This window comes from Nocardia sp. NPDC004415, assembly GCF_053602435.1.
The window spans coordinates 23,741-38,376 of sequence record NZ_JBSGDP010000004.1 but is presented as its reverse complement, the minus strand read 5'-3'; the positions used below and the strand labels follow the sequence as shown (position 1 = coordinate 38,376).

Genomic DNA, 14,636 nt, shown 5'->3' with positions numbered 1-14,636 from the left:
AACAATACCGGGTGGTATCCGCGCTCGGCGCGCACCTGGCCACGGTGGTCGGCGAGTTATCCGATCCATTCCCAGATGGCTGTGCGCACATCGGATTCCGGTTCCCGGGCGAGTTGCACCCGCAGGTGCCGTTCGGACAGGTGCTCGACCACGCCCTTGCCCCACTCCACGACGACGACCGCGTGGTGCAGGTCGGTGTCGAGGTCGAGCGCGTCGAGTTCGTCGGGGTCACCGGCGAGGCGGTAGGCGTCCACGTGCACCAGCGGCACTCCCGGCGAACCGTCCGGGCGCTGTCCGGCCTTGTGCGCGCGGGCGATGATGAACGTGGGCGAGCTGACCCGGCCCGCCACCCCGAGACCGGCGGCGATTCCCCTGGTCAAGGCGGTTTTACCGGCGCCGAGCGGGCCGTCGAGGACCACCAGGTCGCCCGCGCGCAGGTTCTCGGCGAGTTCGCGGCCGAAGGCTTCGGTGTCCTCGACCGTGGTCAGGGTGCGCTGCTGGGGGTCAGCCACCGACGGCCTCCTCGCTGTGTCCGCCGGTCACGCCCGCGCGGGCGAGCAGCCGGTCGAGTGCGTCGAGGGTCACCTCGGGGAACTGCAGGTGTGGCATGTGCGCCGCCTCACGCACCCGCACCAGTTCGCTGTCGGCCAGCGCGGTGGCGAGCACCCGCGAGTTGCGGAACGGGATCACCAGGTCGTGCGCGCCGCCCAGCACCAGTCCGGGCTTGCCCGCCAGCACCGGCAGCGCGGCCGATTCGTCGTGCAATTCAATCGCTTTCAGGAATTTCTCGATGGTGGCGACCGGGGTGCGGTCGATCATCATGGTGGTGAAGCGCGACAGGGTCGGGCTCACCGGACCGTGGAACGAGCTCACGTGCAGGATCGGCGTGATCAGCTGCTTGCTCGCGGTGCGACTCACCTGCACCAGCGCGGGCGCGCTGCGCACCGCCATCCGGAATCCGCCGACCGCCGGATGACGCAGCAGCTGCGGAATCCCGGTGGCGGTCACCTCGGCGGCCGCGGTGCACCACAGGCCGACCCCGATCACCCGGGTCGCGAACAGTTCGGGGAACTGCGCGGCCGCGGCCAGCACCGACATCCCGCCCAGCGAATGCCCGATCAGCACCACCGGTCCGCTGGGCGCGCACTCGCGCACCACCGCGGCCAGGTCGCGCCCGAGCTGTTCGACGGTGCAGCTGCCGGTGGCCGGGGTGCCGGAGCGGCCGTGTCCGCGCAGGTCGAAGAACACCATGCGGACCCGGGTGCCCCACTGCCGCGCCAGATCCCGGCGCTGGAAGTGGAAGGACTCCATGGTGTTGCAGAAGCCGTGCGCGAACACGATGGTCACCGCGGCCGAGTCGTCGCCGTAGGTGCGGGTGGCCAGCGAGACCCCGTCGTCGGCGAGGACAACGCCCGGCTCGTCGGAATCGATCAGCGCGAAGTTCTCGTCGCGGTACTCGTCGCGTTCGGCGGGCCAGCGCACCCGCGCCCCGATCCGGCGCAGGGTGTGCGCGACGGCGAGCGCGCCGAGCAGTCCGGCCGTGGCCAGTCCGCCGCGCAGCATCACCCGCCTGCTCACGAGCCCGCCCCCACATAGCGGCGCACGGCCCGCCCGCGCGGGGCGCACACCACCTCGTAGTCGATGGTGTCCAGGGCCCTTGCCCAGTCGAGCGCGTGCGGGTGCCCCGCGCCGCCGCCGAAGAGCACCGCTGTGTCGCCCGCCTGTACCCCGCCCGAGTTCTCGCCCAGGTCGACCATGAACTGGTCCATGCACACCCGCCCGACATTACGGTGCAGCGCGCCCCCGAGCCAGACCTCGAAACGCCCGCTCAGCGAGCGGAACACCCCGTCGGCGTAGCCCGCGGGCACCAGCGCGACGGTGGTGTCGCGCGGGGAGATCCAGCGGTGGCCGTAGGACACGCCCTCCCCGGCGGCCACCCGCTTGACCAGCGTCACCTGGGCCTGCAGCGTCATCGCCGGTCTCAGCCCGAAGTCGCCGAGCTCGGGTATCGGCGAGAGTCCGTAGACCGAGATGCCGGGGCGCACGAGGTCGAAGTGCAGATCGGGCCTGGTCAGCGTGGCCGCCGAGTTCGCGATGTGCGCCTGCTCGGGTTCCAGGCCCTGCTCCTTGGCCTGCGCGAGCGCCGTGACGAACCGTTCGCGCTGCTCGTCGATCATCGGATGACCGGGTTCGTCGGCGTGCGCGAGATGGGAGAAGATCCCCCGCAACCGCAGCGTCCCCTGCTCCACCATCGTCCGCAGCGCGGCCAGGACCTGCGGATACTCGACCGCCGACACCCCGTTGCGATTGAGTCCGGTATCGACCTTGAGACTGACGATCCCGGTGCGTCCCACCGTCTGCGCCGCCCGCTCGACCGCCCGCAACTGCGTCAGCGAGGACACCCCGATCTCGACATCGGCCGTGATCGCCGCGCCGAAATCGGCGTCGATCGTATTGAGCCAGCACAGAATCGGCGCCGTGATCCCCGCGTCCCGCAGCACCAGCGCTTCGGCGACGGTGGTCACCCCGAGTTCGGCGGCCCCCGCCCCCAGCGCGGCCCGCGCCACCGCCACCGCGCCATGGTTGTAGCCGTCGGCCTTGACCACCACCATCACCGCCGCGCCCCGCGCGTACTCGCGCAGCACCCGCACGTTGTGGGCAATGGCATCCAGGTCGATAACCGTCTCCACTTGCGCATTCACAACCCCTCATCCTGCCAGGACGACCCCCGTTCCCATTGCGCGGGCCGGTCGCCGCCGTTAGCGTTGCCGCCGAAGGGACCTATGGGGAAATGGGGAATCATGGCTGGCACTTCGGATTTGGATCTCGATCCGACACGGACCCAGGAGCTCGCGACCACGCTCGGCAAAGCCGAGTCGGAGATGGCCGCGGTGTTCGGCGCGGACACCGGTAGCGCGTCGGTGACCCTGGACGGGACGAAGGTCCCGGACGCGGTGACCGCGGCGATCGCGAAGGTCGCCAAGGCGTCGAAAACGCTGGTCACCGACTACGAGGCGCTGTCGAAGGCGACCTCGACCGCGGTGACGGAATTCCAGGCGAAGGACACGCAGAACGCGGGTGCGCTCGACACCCAGCAGGCGGCCCTGGCATGAGCACGCTCGGAACCGACGAGTCCGAGGCGGTCGCGAAGGCGACACTCGGCACCCTCACCAAGACACAGGTGCTCGCCTGGCAGCCGACGACCTTGAACGCCCTGGGCGACGCGTGGTCGGCGCAGGCCCAGAAACTGACGACCTTCGACGACACCGAGTACCGCGCGGTCGACTCCAGCCGGGACTTCTGGACCGGCAGCGCGGCCGAGGCGATGCGGACCAAGCACGAGCAGATCCGCACCACCACCAAGACGTTCATCGCCGCGTTGCAGGACGGCGCGTCGGCCGCGCAGTCGGGCGCGAGCACTCTGGACGCGGCGAAGACGGCGGTGGCGAACGCGGTGCGCCAAGCCGAGGCCAACGGCTACGAGGTCGACGACGACGGCACCGTCAAGATCTCGACCAGCACCCACCAGACGCTGCTGTCGCAGCTGCCGGACGCGGCGTCGTACACCACGGCGGCGGGTGCGTTGCAGGTCGACGCCGACGCCTCGACGACGGCGACCAAGCAGGCCCTCGAGAACGCGCGCACGGCGGCGTCGTCGGTCGAGGCGGCGATCGAGAAGGCGTTCTCCGGTCTGCCCGAGGGCGATCCCGGCATTCTCACCGAGACCGCGCCGAGCCCGTCCTCGGCGTTGCAGGACAAGTACGGAGCCGACGCCGCCGCGCTGATCGAGAAGTCGCCGACACTGAAATCCCAGCTCGAGTCGCTCACCAAGAACGGCGTGAACATCACCTTCGGCGAGCCGGGAGCAGGCAGCTACACCCAGTACAACGGTGACAACAAGTCGATCGTGCTGGACGGCAACCTGAAGGACAACCCCCAGGCGCTCGTGCAGACCCTCGCGCACGAGGCCGGGCACGCCACCTACAACGGAAGCCTCAGCGGTGCGACCGTCGAGGACTGCGTGAACGCGCGACTCACCAACGAGGGCGCGGCGACGTTGAACAACATGGTCGTCCAGCGTGAGATCACCGCCAACGGTGGCTCCGATATCGGCGTCGCCGGTTACACCGACACCACCGGTCCACAGTGGGAGCAGACCTACACCGAGTACATGAAGACCACCGGCTCGCCGGAGGGCTACCAGAAGGCGATCTATCAGATCGGCCAGACCTATGGTGACAATCTGCGCCCGTCGACCGCGCCGAACATGACCTACCGCGAGTACTACACCCAGCAGTGCCGATGAGGCGGGCGACGCACTGGGTGCTCGCGGCCCTGTCACTGATCCTGCTGACCACCGCCTGCGCGTCCGGCGACGACGAACGCGCGGACAACTCCCGGGAGGGGACGACCATGACCGATCGACCGACCGACCTCTGGCAGCTGATCAGTGCCGTCACGGCACAGGCGCCATTGACCAACGACAAACTCAACACCCTGCTCGGCACCCGCTTCGAGGGCACCGGACGGCACGACTCGGGCCCGACGACCGTCACCGACGGCCTCGAACTGCCCAATGTCACCAATTTCAGCCGGGACAACGGCGACTGGGTGTTCTCCAGCCTCGACCTCGGCACCGAGCCGTGCGTGGGGCTCGACGAGGTGAAGGCGCACTACGGCGATGTCGAGCTGACGGCGGCGCCGAGCGGCCATTCCCTCGAGGAACGGTATCTGTGGACCTCCCAGCAGCCTTGGGGCGCACTGAATTTCGCCATCCGGGAGCGTGATCGCTGCCTGGTCGGGGTGAGCCTGTACACCGCGGGGGAATACAAGAACAAGCCGTTCCCGAAGGGCTGATCACGGCTACCGCCGCTCGCCCATCTCCCGTACCACCCGCACCGCCGCCCGGATGTGTTCCAGCAGCGGTGACGCCGAGATGGGCGCCGCGGCGGGCTGATCGTCGTAGGCGGCCAGGTTCGCCGCGAGCGCGTGCACCCTGGCCGCCGCCGCGGCCGCCCACTCCGGCGCTCGCCCCGCCGCCAGCAGCGCCCCCAGGATTCCCGACAGCACATCGCCCGCTCCGGCCGTCGCCGCCCACGAGCCACCCGCTTCGTTGACCGCGGTCGGCCTCCCCGGGGCCGCGATGATCGTCGCGCGCCCCTTCAGCAGCACAGTCACCTGCCAGTCTTCGGCCAGCCGCCGCACCGCCGCCACGCGATCGTCGCCGGGCGCCGACCCGGTGAGCCGCGCGAACTCCCCGGCATGCGGGGTGAGCACCGTCGGCGCCGTGCGTCCGCGCACCAGCTGCGGCTCGCCGGCGAGAATGGTCAGACCGTCGGCGTCGACGAGCACCGGCAGCTCGCTCGCGAGCACCTCGGCCAGCCGATCCCGAGCCTCCCCGTCGGTACCCGCGCCGGGTCCGAACACCCACGCCTGCACCCGCCCCGTCTCCGAAATCTTCTTGCCGGCGATCACTTCCGGAAACCGCGCCAGTACTTCGGCATCGTCGCCGACGTACCGCACCAGCCCGGACGTGGCGGCCACCGCCGCACCCGTGCACAGCACCCCGGCCCCCGGATACTTCGCGCTCCCCGCGCACACCCCCACCACGCCCTGGCTGTATTTGTCGTCGGCCGCGCCCGGCACCGGCCAGCCCGCGCCGATCGCCGCCGGTTCCCACTGCACCAGATCGGGCTCCGGCAGCTCCAACCCGATGGGCACCAACACGATTCGCCCACACCGCGGCGCGGCGAGCACATGCACGGGTTTGTAGGCACCGAAGGTCACCGTCACCTCGGCGCGCACCGCGGGCCCGTCCACGGCCCCGGTATCCGGATCGACGCCACTGGGCAGATCCACCGCGACGACCGGAACATCAATCCCCGCAACGATATCGGCCGCACCGGGACGCAGCGGCCCACGACCGGAGATGCCGACGATCCCGTCGAGCACCAGATCCACCCCGTCGAGCCGTGCGAGCACCCCGTCCACGGCCTCGCGCCCGTCGACCACCCGTCCACCGGCCGCCCGCAAGGCCGCGAGCCCTTCCCGGTGCGCCCGTTCGGGATTCAGCAACACCGCCACCACGGCCACTCCCCGTCGCCGCAGAAAAGCACCGGCCCACAGCGCGTCGCCACCGTTGTCTCCCGAACCGACCAGCAATCCCACCGCCCGGCCCGCGACCCCACCGGTCCGCGCGCGCAATTCCCCCGCAACCACCGTCGCCAGCCCGTGGGCCGCCCGCCGCATCGGCATTCCCGCAGGCACCCGGGTGAACAGCTCCGCCTCCGCCACCCGGACCTGGTCGGCGGTGAAATAGCCACGCCGGTCCGTCATCGTCGCCTCCCGGCCGCCCGCACGGGCCACGCCCGGCCCGTGATCGTTCGCAGACTACGCTCCGGAACCATGTCGATGGTTCGTCACCGCGCCGCGTCCGTCCGGGTTCTCACCGGAGCGGTCGTCGCCGCCACCCTGTTCACCGCCGGCTGCTCCGGCTCCGACGACTCCGCGGCCAAGCCGACCCGCACCCCCCGCCCGGTGAACACCACCACCACGACGACCCACAGCGGCCCCACCGCCCTCACCGTCGACGTCTCCGGCATGAAGTACTCCCCCGCCGACGCCACCATCAAGGTCGGCGAGACGGTCACCTGGAAGTTCTCCGACAAGGCCCCCCACAATGTGCAGGGCATCGGCGACAAGGCGATGGGCATCAACAGCCCCATCATCGACAAGGGCGAATGGTCCTACACCTTCACCCAACCCGGCACCTACCGCTACCTCTGCACCCTGCACCCGGACATGCGCGGCACCATCACGGTGGAGTGAACCGGTCGGCCGCGCACCGCGGCCGACCGATCGTCATCACTCGACGGTGACCGACTTGGCCAGGTTGCGGGGCTTGTCGACGTCGTAGCCGCGGGCCTGGGCGATCTCGGCGGCGAAGACCTGCAGCGGGACCGTGGAGAGCAGCGGCTGGAACAGGGTCGGGGCGGCCGGGATCTCGATCAGGTCGTCGGCGAACGGGCGCACGGTGTCGTCGCCCTCCTCGGCGATGACGATGGTGCGGGCGCCGCGGGCCTGGATCTCGCGGATATTGCTCAGCAGCTTCGAGTGCAGCACCGCGCGGCCCTTGGGCGAGGGCATCACGATGATCACCGGCAGGCCCTCTTCGATCAGCGCGATCGGGCCGTGCTTGAGCTCACCGGCCGCGAAACCCTCCGCGTGCATGTAGGCGAGTTCCTTGAGCTTGAGCGCGCCCTCCAGCGCCACCGGGTAACCCACGTGGCGGCCCAGGAACAGCACCGTCGGCACGTGCGCGAGGTCGCGGGCGATGGCGCGCACCTGCGGCGCCGTCTCCAGCACCCGCGCGATCAGCTTGGGCATGCCTTCGAGCTCGGCGAATTCGCGGGCGACCTCGTCGGGGTACTTGGTGCCGCGCGCTTGCGCAAGCGCCAGACCGACCAGATAGTTCGCCGCGACCTGCGCCAGGAACGCCTTGGTCGAGGCGACCCCGATCTCGGGCCCGGTGCGGGTGTAGATCACCGCGTCGGACTCGCGCGGGATCTGCGCGCCGTTGGTGTTGCAGATGGCCAGCACCCGCGCCTTCTGCTCCTTGGCGTGGCGCACGGCCTCGAGCGTGTCGGCGGTCTCGCCGGACTGCGAGATCGCCACCACCAGCGTCGAGCGGTCCAGCACCGGGTCGCGGTAGCGGAACTCGCTGGCGAGCTCCACCTCCACGGGCACCCGGGTCCAGTGCTCGATCGCGTACTTGGCCAGCAGGCCCGCGTGGTAGGAACTGCCGCACGCGACGACGAACACCTTGTCGAACTCACGCAGTTCCTGATCGGCGAGGCGCTGCTCGTCCAGGACGACCCGCCCGCCGTGCTCGTCGATGACGAAGTGGCCGATCAGCGTGTCGGCGACCGCGGTCGGCTGCTCCTCGATCTCCTTGAGCATGAAGTAGTCGTGGCCGCCCTTCTCGGCGGCGGCCAGATCCCAGTCGATGGTGAAGGGCCTGCTGACCACGCCCTCGGTGTTGCCGGCGAAGTCGGTGACGACGTAGCTGTCCTTGGTGATCACCACGGCCTGGTCCTGCCCGAGCTCGACCGCCTCGCGGGTGTGCTCGATGAACGCGGTGACATCGGAGGCGATGAACATCTCGCCCTCGCCGACGCCGACGACCAGCGGCGTCGACCGGCGCGCCGCCACGATCGTGTCGGGGTGATCGGCGTGAGTGAACACCAGCGTGAACGCGCCCTCGAGCCGCTGCAGCACGGCCAGCGCGCTGGCGGTGAAGTCACCCGCGGTGGGGCCCTCGGCGTAGGCGCGGGCCACCAGGTGCACCGCGACCTCGGTGTCGGTGTCGCTGAGCAGCTCGACCCCGGCGTTCTCCAGCTCGCGGCGCAGCGGCGCGAAGTTCTCGATGATGCCGTTGTGGACCACGGCCAGCTTGCCGGTGGCGTCGCGGTGCGGGTGGGCGTTGCGGTCGGTCGGCGCGCCGTGCGTGGCCCACCGGGTGTGTCCCATGCCACTGGTCCCGCCGAACCGCTCGGCCCCCGCCTCGTCGAGCTCGGCCTCCAGATTGGCCAGCCGCCCGGCCTTCCGCTCGACCGCGATCGCGCCCTGACCGTCGAGGATCGCCACCCCCGCCGAGTCGTACCCGCGATACTCCATGCGACGCAACGCGTCGACGACAACGCCGAGCGCATCCCGGTACCCCACGTAGCCCACGATTCCGCACATGGTTCTCCACCCTAGGCGATACATACCACTTCTCGCCGTGTCGGTGTCTTTAACGGCTCCCTGCGGCAGACGCCACGGGATCTCCAGCTCAGACTGCAGGCGAGCCGCGGTCCCCGAAGGGAGCCACGGACTCGTGACTTACGTCGTCGACACTGGTGTGGCCCCGTTCTGCCACAGCCAGGATCGTCCTGGCAGCGTTCTGGTCTCTTCCGCAGATCAAACCGCAGGATCGGCACGAGAAAGTTCGTTCGGCGAGCCGCAGTCGCTGCGTGGTTCTTGCGAAACAACGGTGGCACGTCATAGTCGTGAAGGCGGGCGCAACGATCACCACCGTTCGCCCGGCCCGCTCGGCTCGGTCTATCAGCTCGCGCTTCGCAGCACCGATTGCGGCATCCGCGGCTTTTCGCGCCATCGTCGACTTCGCCAGGAACTTCGGCTTGAAGTCTTCGACGGCGATGAACTGGTGATCGGCGACGAGGCGCTTGGCCCAGACACGGGCCTCGTGGGTGTTCTGCCGGGATGCGCGCTTATGCAGCTTCGCAACGTCACGACGCGCACGCCTGTAACCGTTCGACGGCGCGACACCCCGCGGCCGCCGACGTCTCGACATTCGTCGCTGCAGCTTCGCCAACTCGGACGCACAGCGACGCCGGTGCCCGCCGAATGGCAGATCGTGCGCCGGATTCGTTGTGGTGGCTGTCGTGGACACACCCCAGTCGATTCCGACCCGTCCCGAGGCGGCCGGAAGCGGAGCGACACCGCGCCGAACAACGAATGAGGCATACCAATGGCCGAGAGAGTCCCGGTACACCCGCACCGAGCTCGGTTCTGACGGCAACTCGCGCGACCACACAACAGGAATCGTCACCCCTTTCGGCAATCGCAGCCGACGGTCCGCGATGCCGAACCCGTTGCGGGTGTACTCCAGTGACGGATACGCCGTCGTTCGCTTCTTGTGGCCGGGCCTGCCGCACCCTTTGACCTTGAACGAGCGCTCCAGCGCAACGACGTAGGTGTTCAGAACACCAGCTTGAGCATTCTGTGAGCCCTCACGAAGCCACGAGTTCGCCGATCGTGCGGCAGTCAACAACTTTCCGAGCTTTGCCCTGGTCGGCCTGCGACCTTCGCGCTGTTGGTGCACGGCTTCATTCCACAGGAACCGGCATCGGTGCCATTCGGCGACAAGTGCCCGCTCCGCCGTCGCGCCGGGACGCAGACGATAGGTGTACCGCGCGACCCTCTGCACCCACATGACTATACACCTCAATGCTATATATTTCGGGCGTGCTGGGTACCGACGAAATCAGATCCAACAAGAACGTGGTTTACCGATGCACGTACCAGGTCGTGTGGTGCACGAAGTATCGAAGGGACGTCCTCGAAGACGGTGCCGACGCGCGCCTGCGCCACATCGCTCTGGAGGTCTGCACCGAACGCGATGCGCCGATCCACGCGATGGAGATCCGCCCCGACCAGGTGCGCTTGTTCGTGTCGTGCGATCCCCAGTTCGGCATACACCGACTGGTCAAACAGATCAAAGCCCGAACCTCACGTGCCCTCCGACAAGAGTTCCCACAGGTCAAATCCCGCATCCCGACGCTGTGGACGAACTCGTACTTCGTTGCCACCGTCGGAGATGCCGCGCAGGGATCCGTCGAGCAGTACGTCGCGGATCAACGCCACGCGTGAGTGATATCCGGCACCTCACCTCGGTGAACCTCGGCCTCCTTGCAGCTCACCGGAATCGGATACTCTTCATGGCGTGTCAGCGTCGGTGAAGTCACTCGTCAGCACCCTGTCCGCGCGTGGCCCCCACCGGGTGTTGCGGGGAAATCTGGGGATCGCGGGCCAGCCGGGTGTGGTGTACACGCCCGAGTCCGGGCTGAACCTGCCCGCTGTCGCGTTCGCGCACGGCTGGCTGACCAGCGCCGAGAACTACAAGGGCCTGCTCGAGCATGTCGCGTCCTGGGGTTTCGTGGTCGCGGCGCCCGACACCGAGCGCGGCCCGATCCCGTCACACCTGGATCTGGGCACCGACCTGCTCACCACGCTCGACATCGTCAGCAAGGTGCGCCTCGGTGACGGCACCATCAGCGTGCGCCCCGACCGCCTGGCCCTGGCCGGGCACGGCATGGGCGCGGGCGCGGCCGTCATCGCCGCCGCCCAGCGCCGCGTCGCCGCCGTCGCGGCCCTGTTCCCCGCGCCGACCTCCCCCGCCGCCCAGAACATCGCCCCCGACCTCGACACGCCCGGCCTGATCCTGACCGGTGACGACCTCGACTCGGTCAGCTCCGATGCCCGCGCCCTCGCCGCCGCCTGGGCGGGCCCGTCGCTGCTGCGCCGCATCGACGGCGCCTCCCACAACGGCATCGTCGAAGGCCGCCGCCTCTTCGCCGCCCTCGGCGCCGGCCGCTACGAACACAAAACCGAGAGGGCCACCCGAGCCCTCCTCACCGGCTACCTCCTCAACACCCTCCTCGGCGACAAGACCTACGCCGCCTTCGCCGACCCCACCGCGGAGATCCCGCACACGGCGGTCATCGACCCGACCGCCGAGGTCGAAGTGGAAGCCCCCAAACTCTCCATCGGCACGGTCGCCAAACTCATCCGCGGGTAGCTCCGCCATGGACAGGTGGTACGGCACAATCCAGCGATATGAAACAGTCGTCGAGCAGCCGCGACCGATTCCACCTCAGCTGAAACGCACCGTACGGACTTCCAGGCCGGGAATCCGCTCGAAGTGGCGTGTGTTCGCGGTGGCCACCCGCCATCCGATACTCATCGCAGTGGCGGCAATGAGTACGTCGTGGGCACCGATCTCCTGACCTCGACCGGCGAGGTCGGCCCATACCCCGGCACGGATTCGCGCAGCCAGCAGGTCGAAGGGCTGTGGAGGGAACGCGGCGATCGCCATTTCCACGAAAGCCTCACGCCGAGCTCGGAATTCGGGTTTGGCGCGATGGACACCGTGCAGAAGCTCCGATGCCGTCACCGACGACATCGCCACGTCTTGATCGACACCGATCTGCTCCGCCAGCTCGTGCGCGACCTCGCCGAAGTCGGACCCTCCCCTACGCGTATGCGCCCGCTCGAGGTCGATGAAGACCGACGTGTCGATCAGCGTTCCCACGGGTCCTCCGGCAGCTGGCCTACCGCGTCACGGACAGCTTCCAGGTCGTCACCGAACTCAGGGTCGGGCGTCGCGGCCGACGTGAGCAGCCGCAACGCCTCGCGCATGGAACGCCCGCGCCGACGACCGGCCTCCGGGAACTCGTCGGGATGGACGATGACGTAGGCAGGGCGGTCGTGGCTGAGCACCACGACCCGCTCATGCCGGTCGACCGCTTCCTTCGCCCGGCGGGGAAGACGCGTCTCTTCGGCCCTGATCGTCGTCATAGCATCAGGCTACGGCAAAACCGTACAGATCTGTACAGTTCTTGCCTGCGCTGGCAGAGCCTGGCGACCGTCGCCATCCAGCTCGAATTCCACTGGCCGGAGTGACGCCTCAGACCAGCCAGCTGTTGCGGCGATAGTATTCGCCCTCGGGGTCGTAATCGTCTCCGTCCAAGGGAGCCGCGTAGTTGTTGGCCTTGCGGGCAGCGATCGACCGCGCGATCGCATCTTGCTGCTCCCTGGCCTCGGCTTCCTGGCGCTCGCGTTCCTCGGCTTCGAGCCGCTCGCGCTCCGCGGCCTCGGCCGCTTCGCGTTCGCGGGCCGCTTGGATATCGGCGAGGATCTCGTGCCCGTTGTGGACAGCGAGACTGCTCCGCATCGCGTCGTACTCGTCGTCCAGGATCTGGACGCGGCGAAGGAACTCGTACGCTCCCTCTTCGATCTTCGATCGACTCATGAGCCAGTCCTCTCAGCTCGGTAACTCATAGCGGTCCGGCCTCTGCCAGTTCGGCCCCGGAATCACCCGGATCGACCTGCGGGACAGCGGGATAGTCACCCGACCAGTGTTCGCCGTCGGCTTCGTCTTCCGACGACACAGCCGAGCCACCCCAGGGCTGGTTCGGCGCGTGTTCCGCAGCAGTGCCCTTGGCGTTGAGCGACCCGGTCGGGTTGGCAGTCGTCTCCGACGACGTTCCACCATCCCCTTCGTCGAGACCCGCGGGGCCCTGGCCGGTGCCCGTTTCCGGTGTGCCCGTGCCGATGTCACCGGTTGTCTGATCGTCGGTGACCACCGGCACACCGTTCTCGTCGAGCTTCACCCCATACTCGTGGGTGGTGCCGTTGGCGTCGGTGGTGGTCATCGTCAACTGCCCGTCGGCGTCGGTTCCGATGCTCACCTGTGTCCCGTTGACGTCGAACGTCGCGCCACCGGACATCAGGCTGCTCAGCTGGCTCGACAGCGAGTCGAAGCCCTCCTGGATCGTGGTACCGAGCGAAGTCAAGCCTGCGCTCAAGGTTTCCGCGGTGGTCGTGACGAGTGATTCGAGCTGACTGACCGACGAAACCAGGGATGTCAGATCGGAGACGACATCGCTGATCGTATCGGCGATGTCGGTGATGTCGGTGTCGTCATCATCCTTGTCGTCGTCGTTCTTGTCATCGTCTTTGTCGTCGTCGTCATCGGTCGTTGTGGCCGGTTTCGTCGACGTGTCCGTCGATGGGGTGTCGGTCGACGGAGTACCGCCGGAAGGTGTCTCACCCGAGGGCGTTTCACCGGTCGGTTTGACCGTCTGCGGCTTGCTCGCCTCCTGCGGCATCGGATACGCCGCAGTGTCGAGCCCGTTCAAGGCTTCGACGAGCACGCCGTACACGCGACGGACCTCGGTATCGACTTCTTTGCACAGTTGAACAAATTTGTCGTACGTCGCGTCGACATGGGGGATGAATGTCTTCGTCAGCCATTCTTTGGCGACTTCGTCGTCGTAGTACCTGACACTGTCGATCAAAGAGTCGATTGCGGTGCGACCCAGCCCGTTACCGTCCTGCTGGGGGATATCGGGCATGTTGGACGCCCAGAAGCTCTGGACTGTCACCGCCTTGTGCCGCACCGCATTACGTAGCGCGATGGCGACGTAACTGAGTTCCAGCGAGACCGTCGCGGCGTCGATACGATCTTGCTCGGCTCGAGTTACCTGAGCGTTGAGCATATTGAACGCAGCGTCACCAGCTTGACCCTGCCAAATCGTGGGCAGTGCGGACAGCTGCCGTCGCTGCTCGTCGATCTCACCCGGCAGCTTCGACATGACCTTCGTCAGGGCGGACGACATCCGATCTATTGCCTCGATGTCCATTCCACGCTCGGTGTCGTACCGCGCATAGATCAGCTTGTCCATGTCGGCATCGATGAGTTCCGGCTTGTACCCTGAGGCTATCCTCGTGTATTTGACCGCATTTTGATAGCGCGGCAGATACTGCACGAAATATTGCAAGCCTTCCGCACCGATATCCAGCATGTCGTCTGCGCTACCGTCGCTGGGGATATTCTCGAATACCGGAGTCTCAGCCATCGATGTCTCCCCCTCCCCCGACTGGGCGGGCTTCCGAAGAAATCGCCCTCATCACAGATTGACCCCGGCCGCGGTGATCTTCTTCACGTTGGCGTCATCGACCGTCGCGTAGGTATCCGCGCTGGTGGTGAACTGAGCGCCCGTCTTGTCGATCGCGGTCTGCCAGTTCTTCAGCCAGGTCTCTACCTTACCGATCACGCCCCCGACCTTCGTCCCCTCCGCACCGTAGTTCCCGCCCGCCTGTGCGGCAGTGAAGGACCACCCCTTGATGTCGGCGGTATAGGTTCCGATGTCGGCCGCCGAGGCCTTCAAGTTCGATCCGGCGTTACGCAGGGTCGTCGGATCGACTGTTACCTGATCGCCCACTTCTCCCTCCCTCTGTTCAGCGCCGAAGCGCAGCTACTCACTTGGACGCGGCCCGCCGCCACCAGG

At 68.0% G+C, this 14,636-nt stretch carries 17 protein-coding genes; 6 read left to right on the top strand and 11 right to left on the bottom strand.

The window, feature by feature from the left end; genetic code table 11:
• Window positions 1–56 precede the first annotated feature (56 nt).
• From tsaE to alr, 3 genes are read right to left on the bottom strand one after another with little or no spacing between them, the layout of a single operon-like run.
• On the bottom strand, window positions 57–512 hold the full coding sequence (gene tsaE, locus ACWEMY_RS03010; protein ID WP_452388644.1) for a tRNA (adenosine(37)-N6)-threonylcarbamoyltransferase complex ATPase subunit type 1 TsaE: 456 nt from the start codon (window positions 510–512) through the stop codon (window positions 57–59).
• A complete protein-coding gene (locus ACWEMY_RS03005) occupies window positions 505–1,563 on the bottom strand; it encodes an alpha/beta fold hydrolase (RefSeq protein ID WP_452388722.1) in 1,059 nt (352 codons plus the stop codon). The genes tsaE and ACWEMY_RS03005 overlap by 8 nt, the downstream gene beginning before the upstream one ends.
• 11 nt (window positions 1,564–1,574) lie before the next feature.
• On the bottom strand, window positions 1,575–2,702 hold the full coding sequence (alr, locus tag ACWEMY_RS03000; RefSeq protein WP_452388643.1) for an alanine racemase: 1,128 nt from the start codon (window positions 2,700–2,702) through the stop codon (window positions 1,575–1,577).
• A 99-nt stretch (window positions 2,703–2,801) separates the two neighbouring features.
• On the opposite strand from alr, the gene ACWEMY_RS02995 reads away from it, so the two are divergent.
• From ACWEMY_RS02995 to ACWEMY_RS02985, 3 genes are read left to right on the top strand one after another with little or no spacing between them, the layout of a single operon-like run.
• Window positions 2,802–3,113 (top strand): hypothetical protein, encoded by a 312-nt coding sequence (locus ACWEMY_RS02995; protein WP_452388642.1) that lies wholly within the window; start codon window positions 2,802–2,804, stop codon window positions 3,111–3,113.
• Window positions 3,110–4,306 carry a WXG100 family type VII secretion target gene (locus ACWEMY_RS02990; RefSeq protein WP_452388641.1) on the top strand — a complete coding sequence of 399 codons (1,197 nt, stop codon included), beginning with the start codon at window positions 3,110–3,112 and terminating at the stop codon, window positions 4,304–4,306. The genes ACWEMY_RS02995 and ACWEMY_RS02990 overlap by 4 nt, the downstream gene beginning before the upstream one ends.
• Window positions 4,303–4,857 (top strand): hypothetical protein, encoded by a 555-nt coding sequence (locus tag ACWEMY_RS02985; RefSeq protein ID WP_452388640.1) that lies wholly within the window; start codon window positions 4,303–4,305, stop codon window positions 4,855–4,857. The genes ACWEMY_RS02990 and ACWEMY_RS02985 overlap by 4 nt, the downstream gene beginning before the upstream one ends.
• A gap of 6 nt (window positions 4,858–4,863) precedes the next feature.
• On the opposite strand, the gene ACWEMY_RS02980 is transcribed toward ACWEMY_RS02985, so the two are convergent.
• Window positions 4,864–6,336 (bottom strand): NAD(P)H-hydrate dehydratase, encoded by a 1,473-nt coding sequence (locus ACWEMY_RS02980; protein WP_452388639.1) that lies wholly within the window; start codon window positions 6,334–6,336, stop codon window positions 4,864–4,866.
• Between the two features lie 69 nt (window positions 6,337–6,405).
• Here ACWEMY_RS02980 and ACWEMY_RS02975 point away from each other — a divergent pair, with 69 nt between their 5' ends.
• Window positions 6,406–6,828, top strand: a complete 423-nt coding sequence (locus ACWEMY_RS02975; RefSeq protein ID WP_452388638.1) for a cupredoxin domain-containing protein — start codon at window positions 6,406–6,408, stop codon at window positions 6,826–6,828.
• Between the two features lie 36 nt (window positions 6,829–6,864).
• On the opposite strand, the gene glmS is transcribed toward ACWEMY_RS02975, so the two are convergent.
• Window positions 6,865–8,745, bottom strand: coding sequence for a glutamine--fructose-6-phosphate transaminase (isomerizing) (gene glmS / locus ACWEMY_RS02970; protein ID WP_375934533.1), 1,881 nt, complete (start codon window positions 8,743–8,745; stop codon window positions 6,865–6,867).
• An 88-nt stretch (window positions 8,746–8,833) separates the two neighbouring features.
• On the bottom strand, window positions 8,834–9,997 hold the full coding sequence (locus ACWEMY_RS02965; protein WP_452388637.1) for an RNA-guided endonuclease InsQ/TnpB family protein: 1,164 nt from the start codon (window positions 9,995–9,997) through the stop codon (window positions 8,834–8,836).
• A 35-nt stretch (window positions 9,998–10,032) separates the two neighbouring features.
• Between ACWEMY_RS02965 and tnpA the strand changes: the two genes are divergently transcribed.
• A complete protein-coding gene (gene tnpA / locus ACWEMY_RS02960) occupies window positions 10,033–10,434 on the top strand; it encodes an IS200/IS605 family transposase (protein WP_452388721.1) in 402 nt (133 codons plus the stop codon).
• Window positions 10,435–10,507: 73 nt separating this feature from the next.
• Window positions 10,508–11,362 carry a poly(ethylene terephthalate) hydrolase family protein gene (locus tag ACWEMY_RS02955; RefSeq protein ID WP_452388636.1) on the top strand — a complete coding sequence of 285 codons (855 nt, stop codon included), beginning with the start codon at window positions 10,508–10,510 and terminating at the stop codon, window positions 11,360–11,362.
• Between the two features lie 75 nt (window positions 11,363–11,437).
• Here the strand turns inward: ACWEMY_RS02955 and ACWEMY_RS02950 are convergent, their stop codons facing one another.
• The 5 genes from ACWEMY_RS02950 to ACWEMY_RS02930 all read right to left on the bottom strand — a co-directional run bounded on the left by ACWEMY_RS02950 (window position 11,438) and on the right by ACWEMY_RS02930 (window position 14,570).
• On the bottom strand, window positions 11,438–11,875 hold the full coding sequence (locus tag ACWEMY_RS02950; RefSeq protein WP_452388635.1) for a PIN domain-containing protein: 438 nt from the start codon (window positions 11,873–11,875) through the stop codon (window positions 11,438–11,440).
• Window positions 11,863–12,141: a hypothetical protein gene (locus ACWEMY_RS02945; protein WP_452388634.1), complete on the bottom strand. Its 279-nt coding sequence runs from the start codon at window positions 12,139–12,141 to the stop codon at window positions 11,863–11,865. Before ACWEMY_RS02945 ends, ACWEMY_RS02950 begins: the two co-directional genes overlap by 13 nt.
• 109 nt (window positions 12,142–12,250) lie before the next feature.
• Complete coding sequence (locus tag ACWEMY_RS02940; protein ID WP_452388633.1) at window positions 12,251–12,595, bottom strand: hypothetical protein; 345 nt, start codon at window positions 12,593–12,595, stop codon at window positions 12,251–12,253.
• Between the two features lie 25 nt (window positions 12,596–12,620).
• A complete protein-coding gene (locus ACWEMY_RS02935; protein ID WP_452388632.1) occupies window positions 12,621–14,204 on the bottom strand; it encodes a hypothetical protein in 1,584 nt (527 codons plus the stop codon).
• Between the two features lie 51 nt (window positions 14,205–14,255).
• Window positions 14,256–14,570 (bottom strand): hypothetical protein, encoded by a 315-nt coding sequence (locus tag ACWEMY_RS02930; RefSeq protein ID WP_452388631.1) that lies wholly within the window; start codon window positions 14,568–14,570, stop codon window positions 14,256–14,258.
• Window positions 14,571–14,636 lie beyond the last annotated feature (66 nt).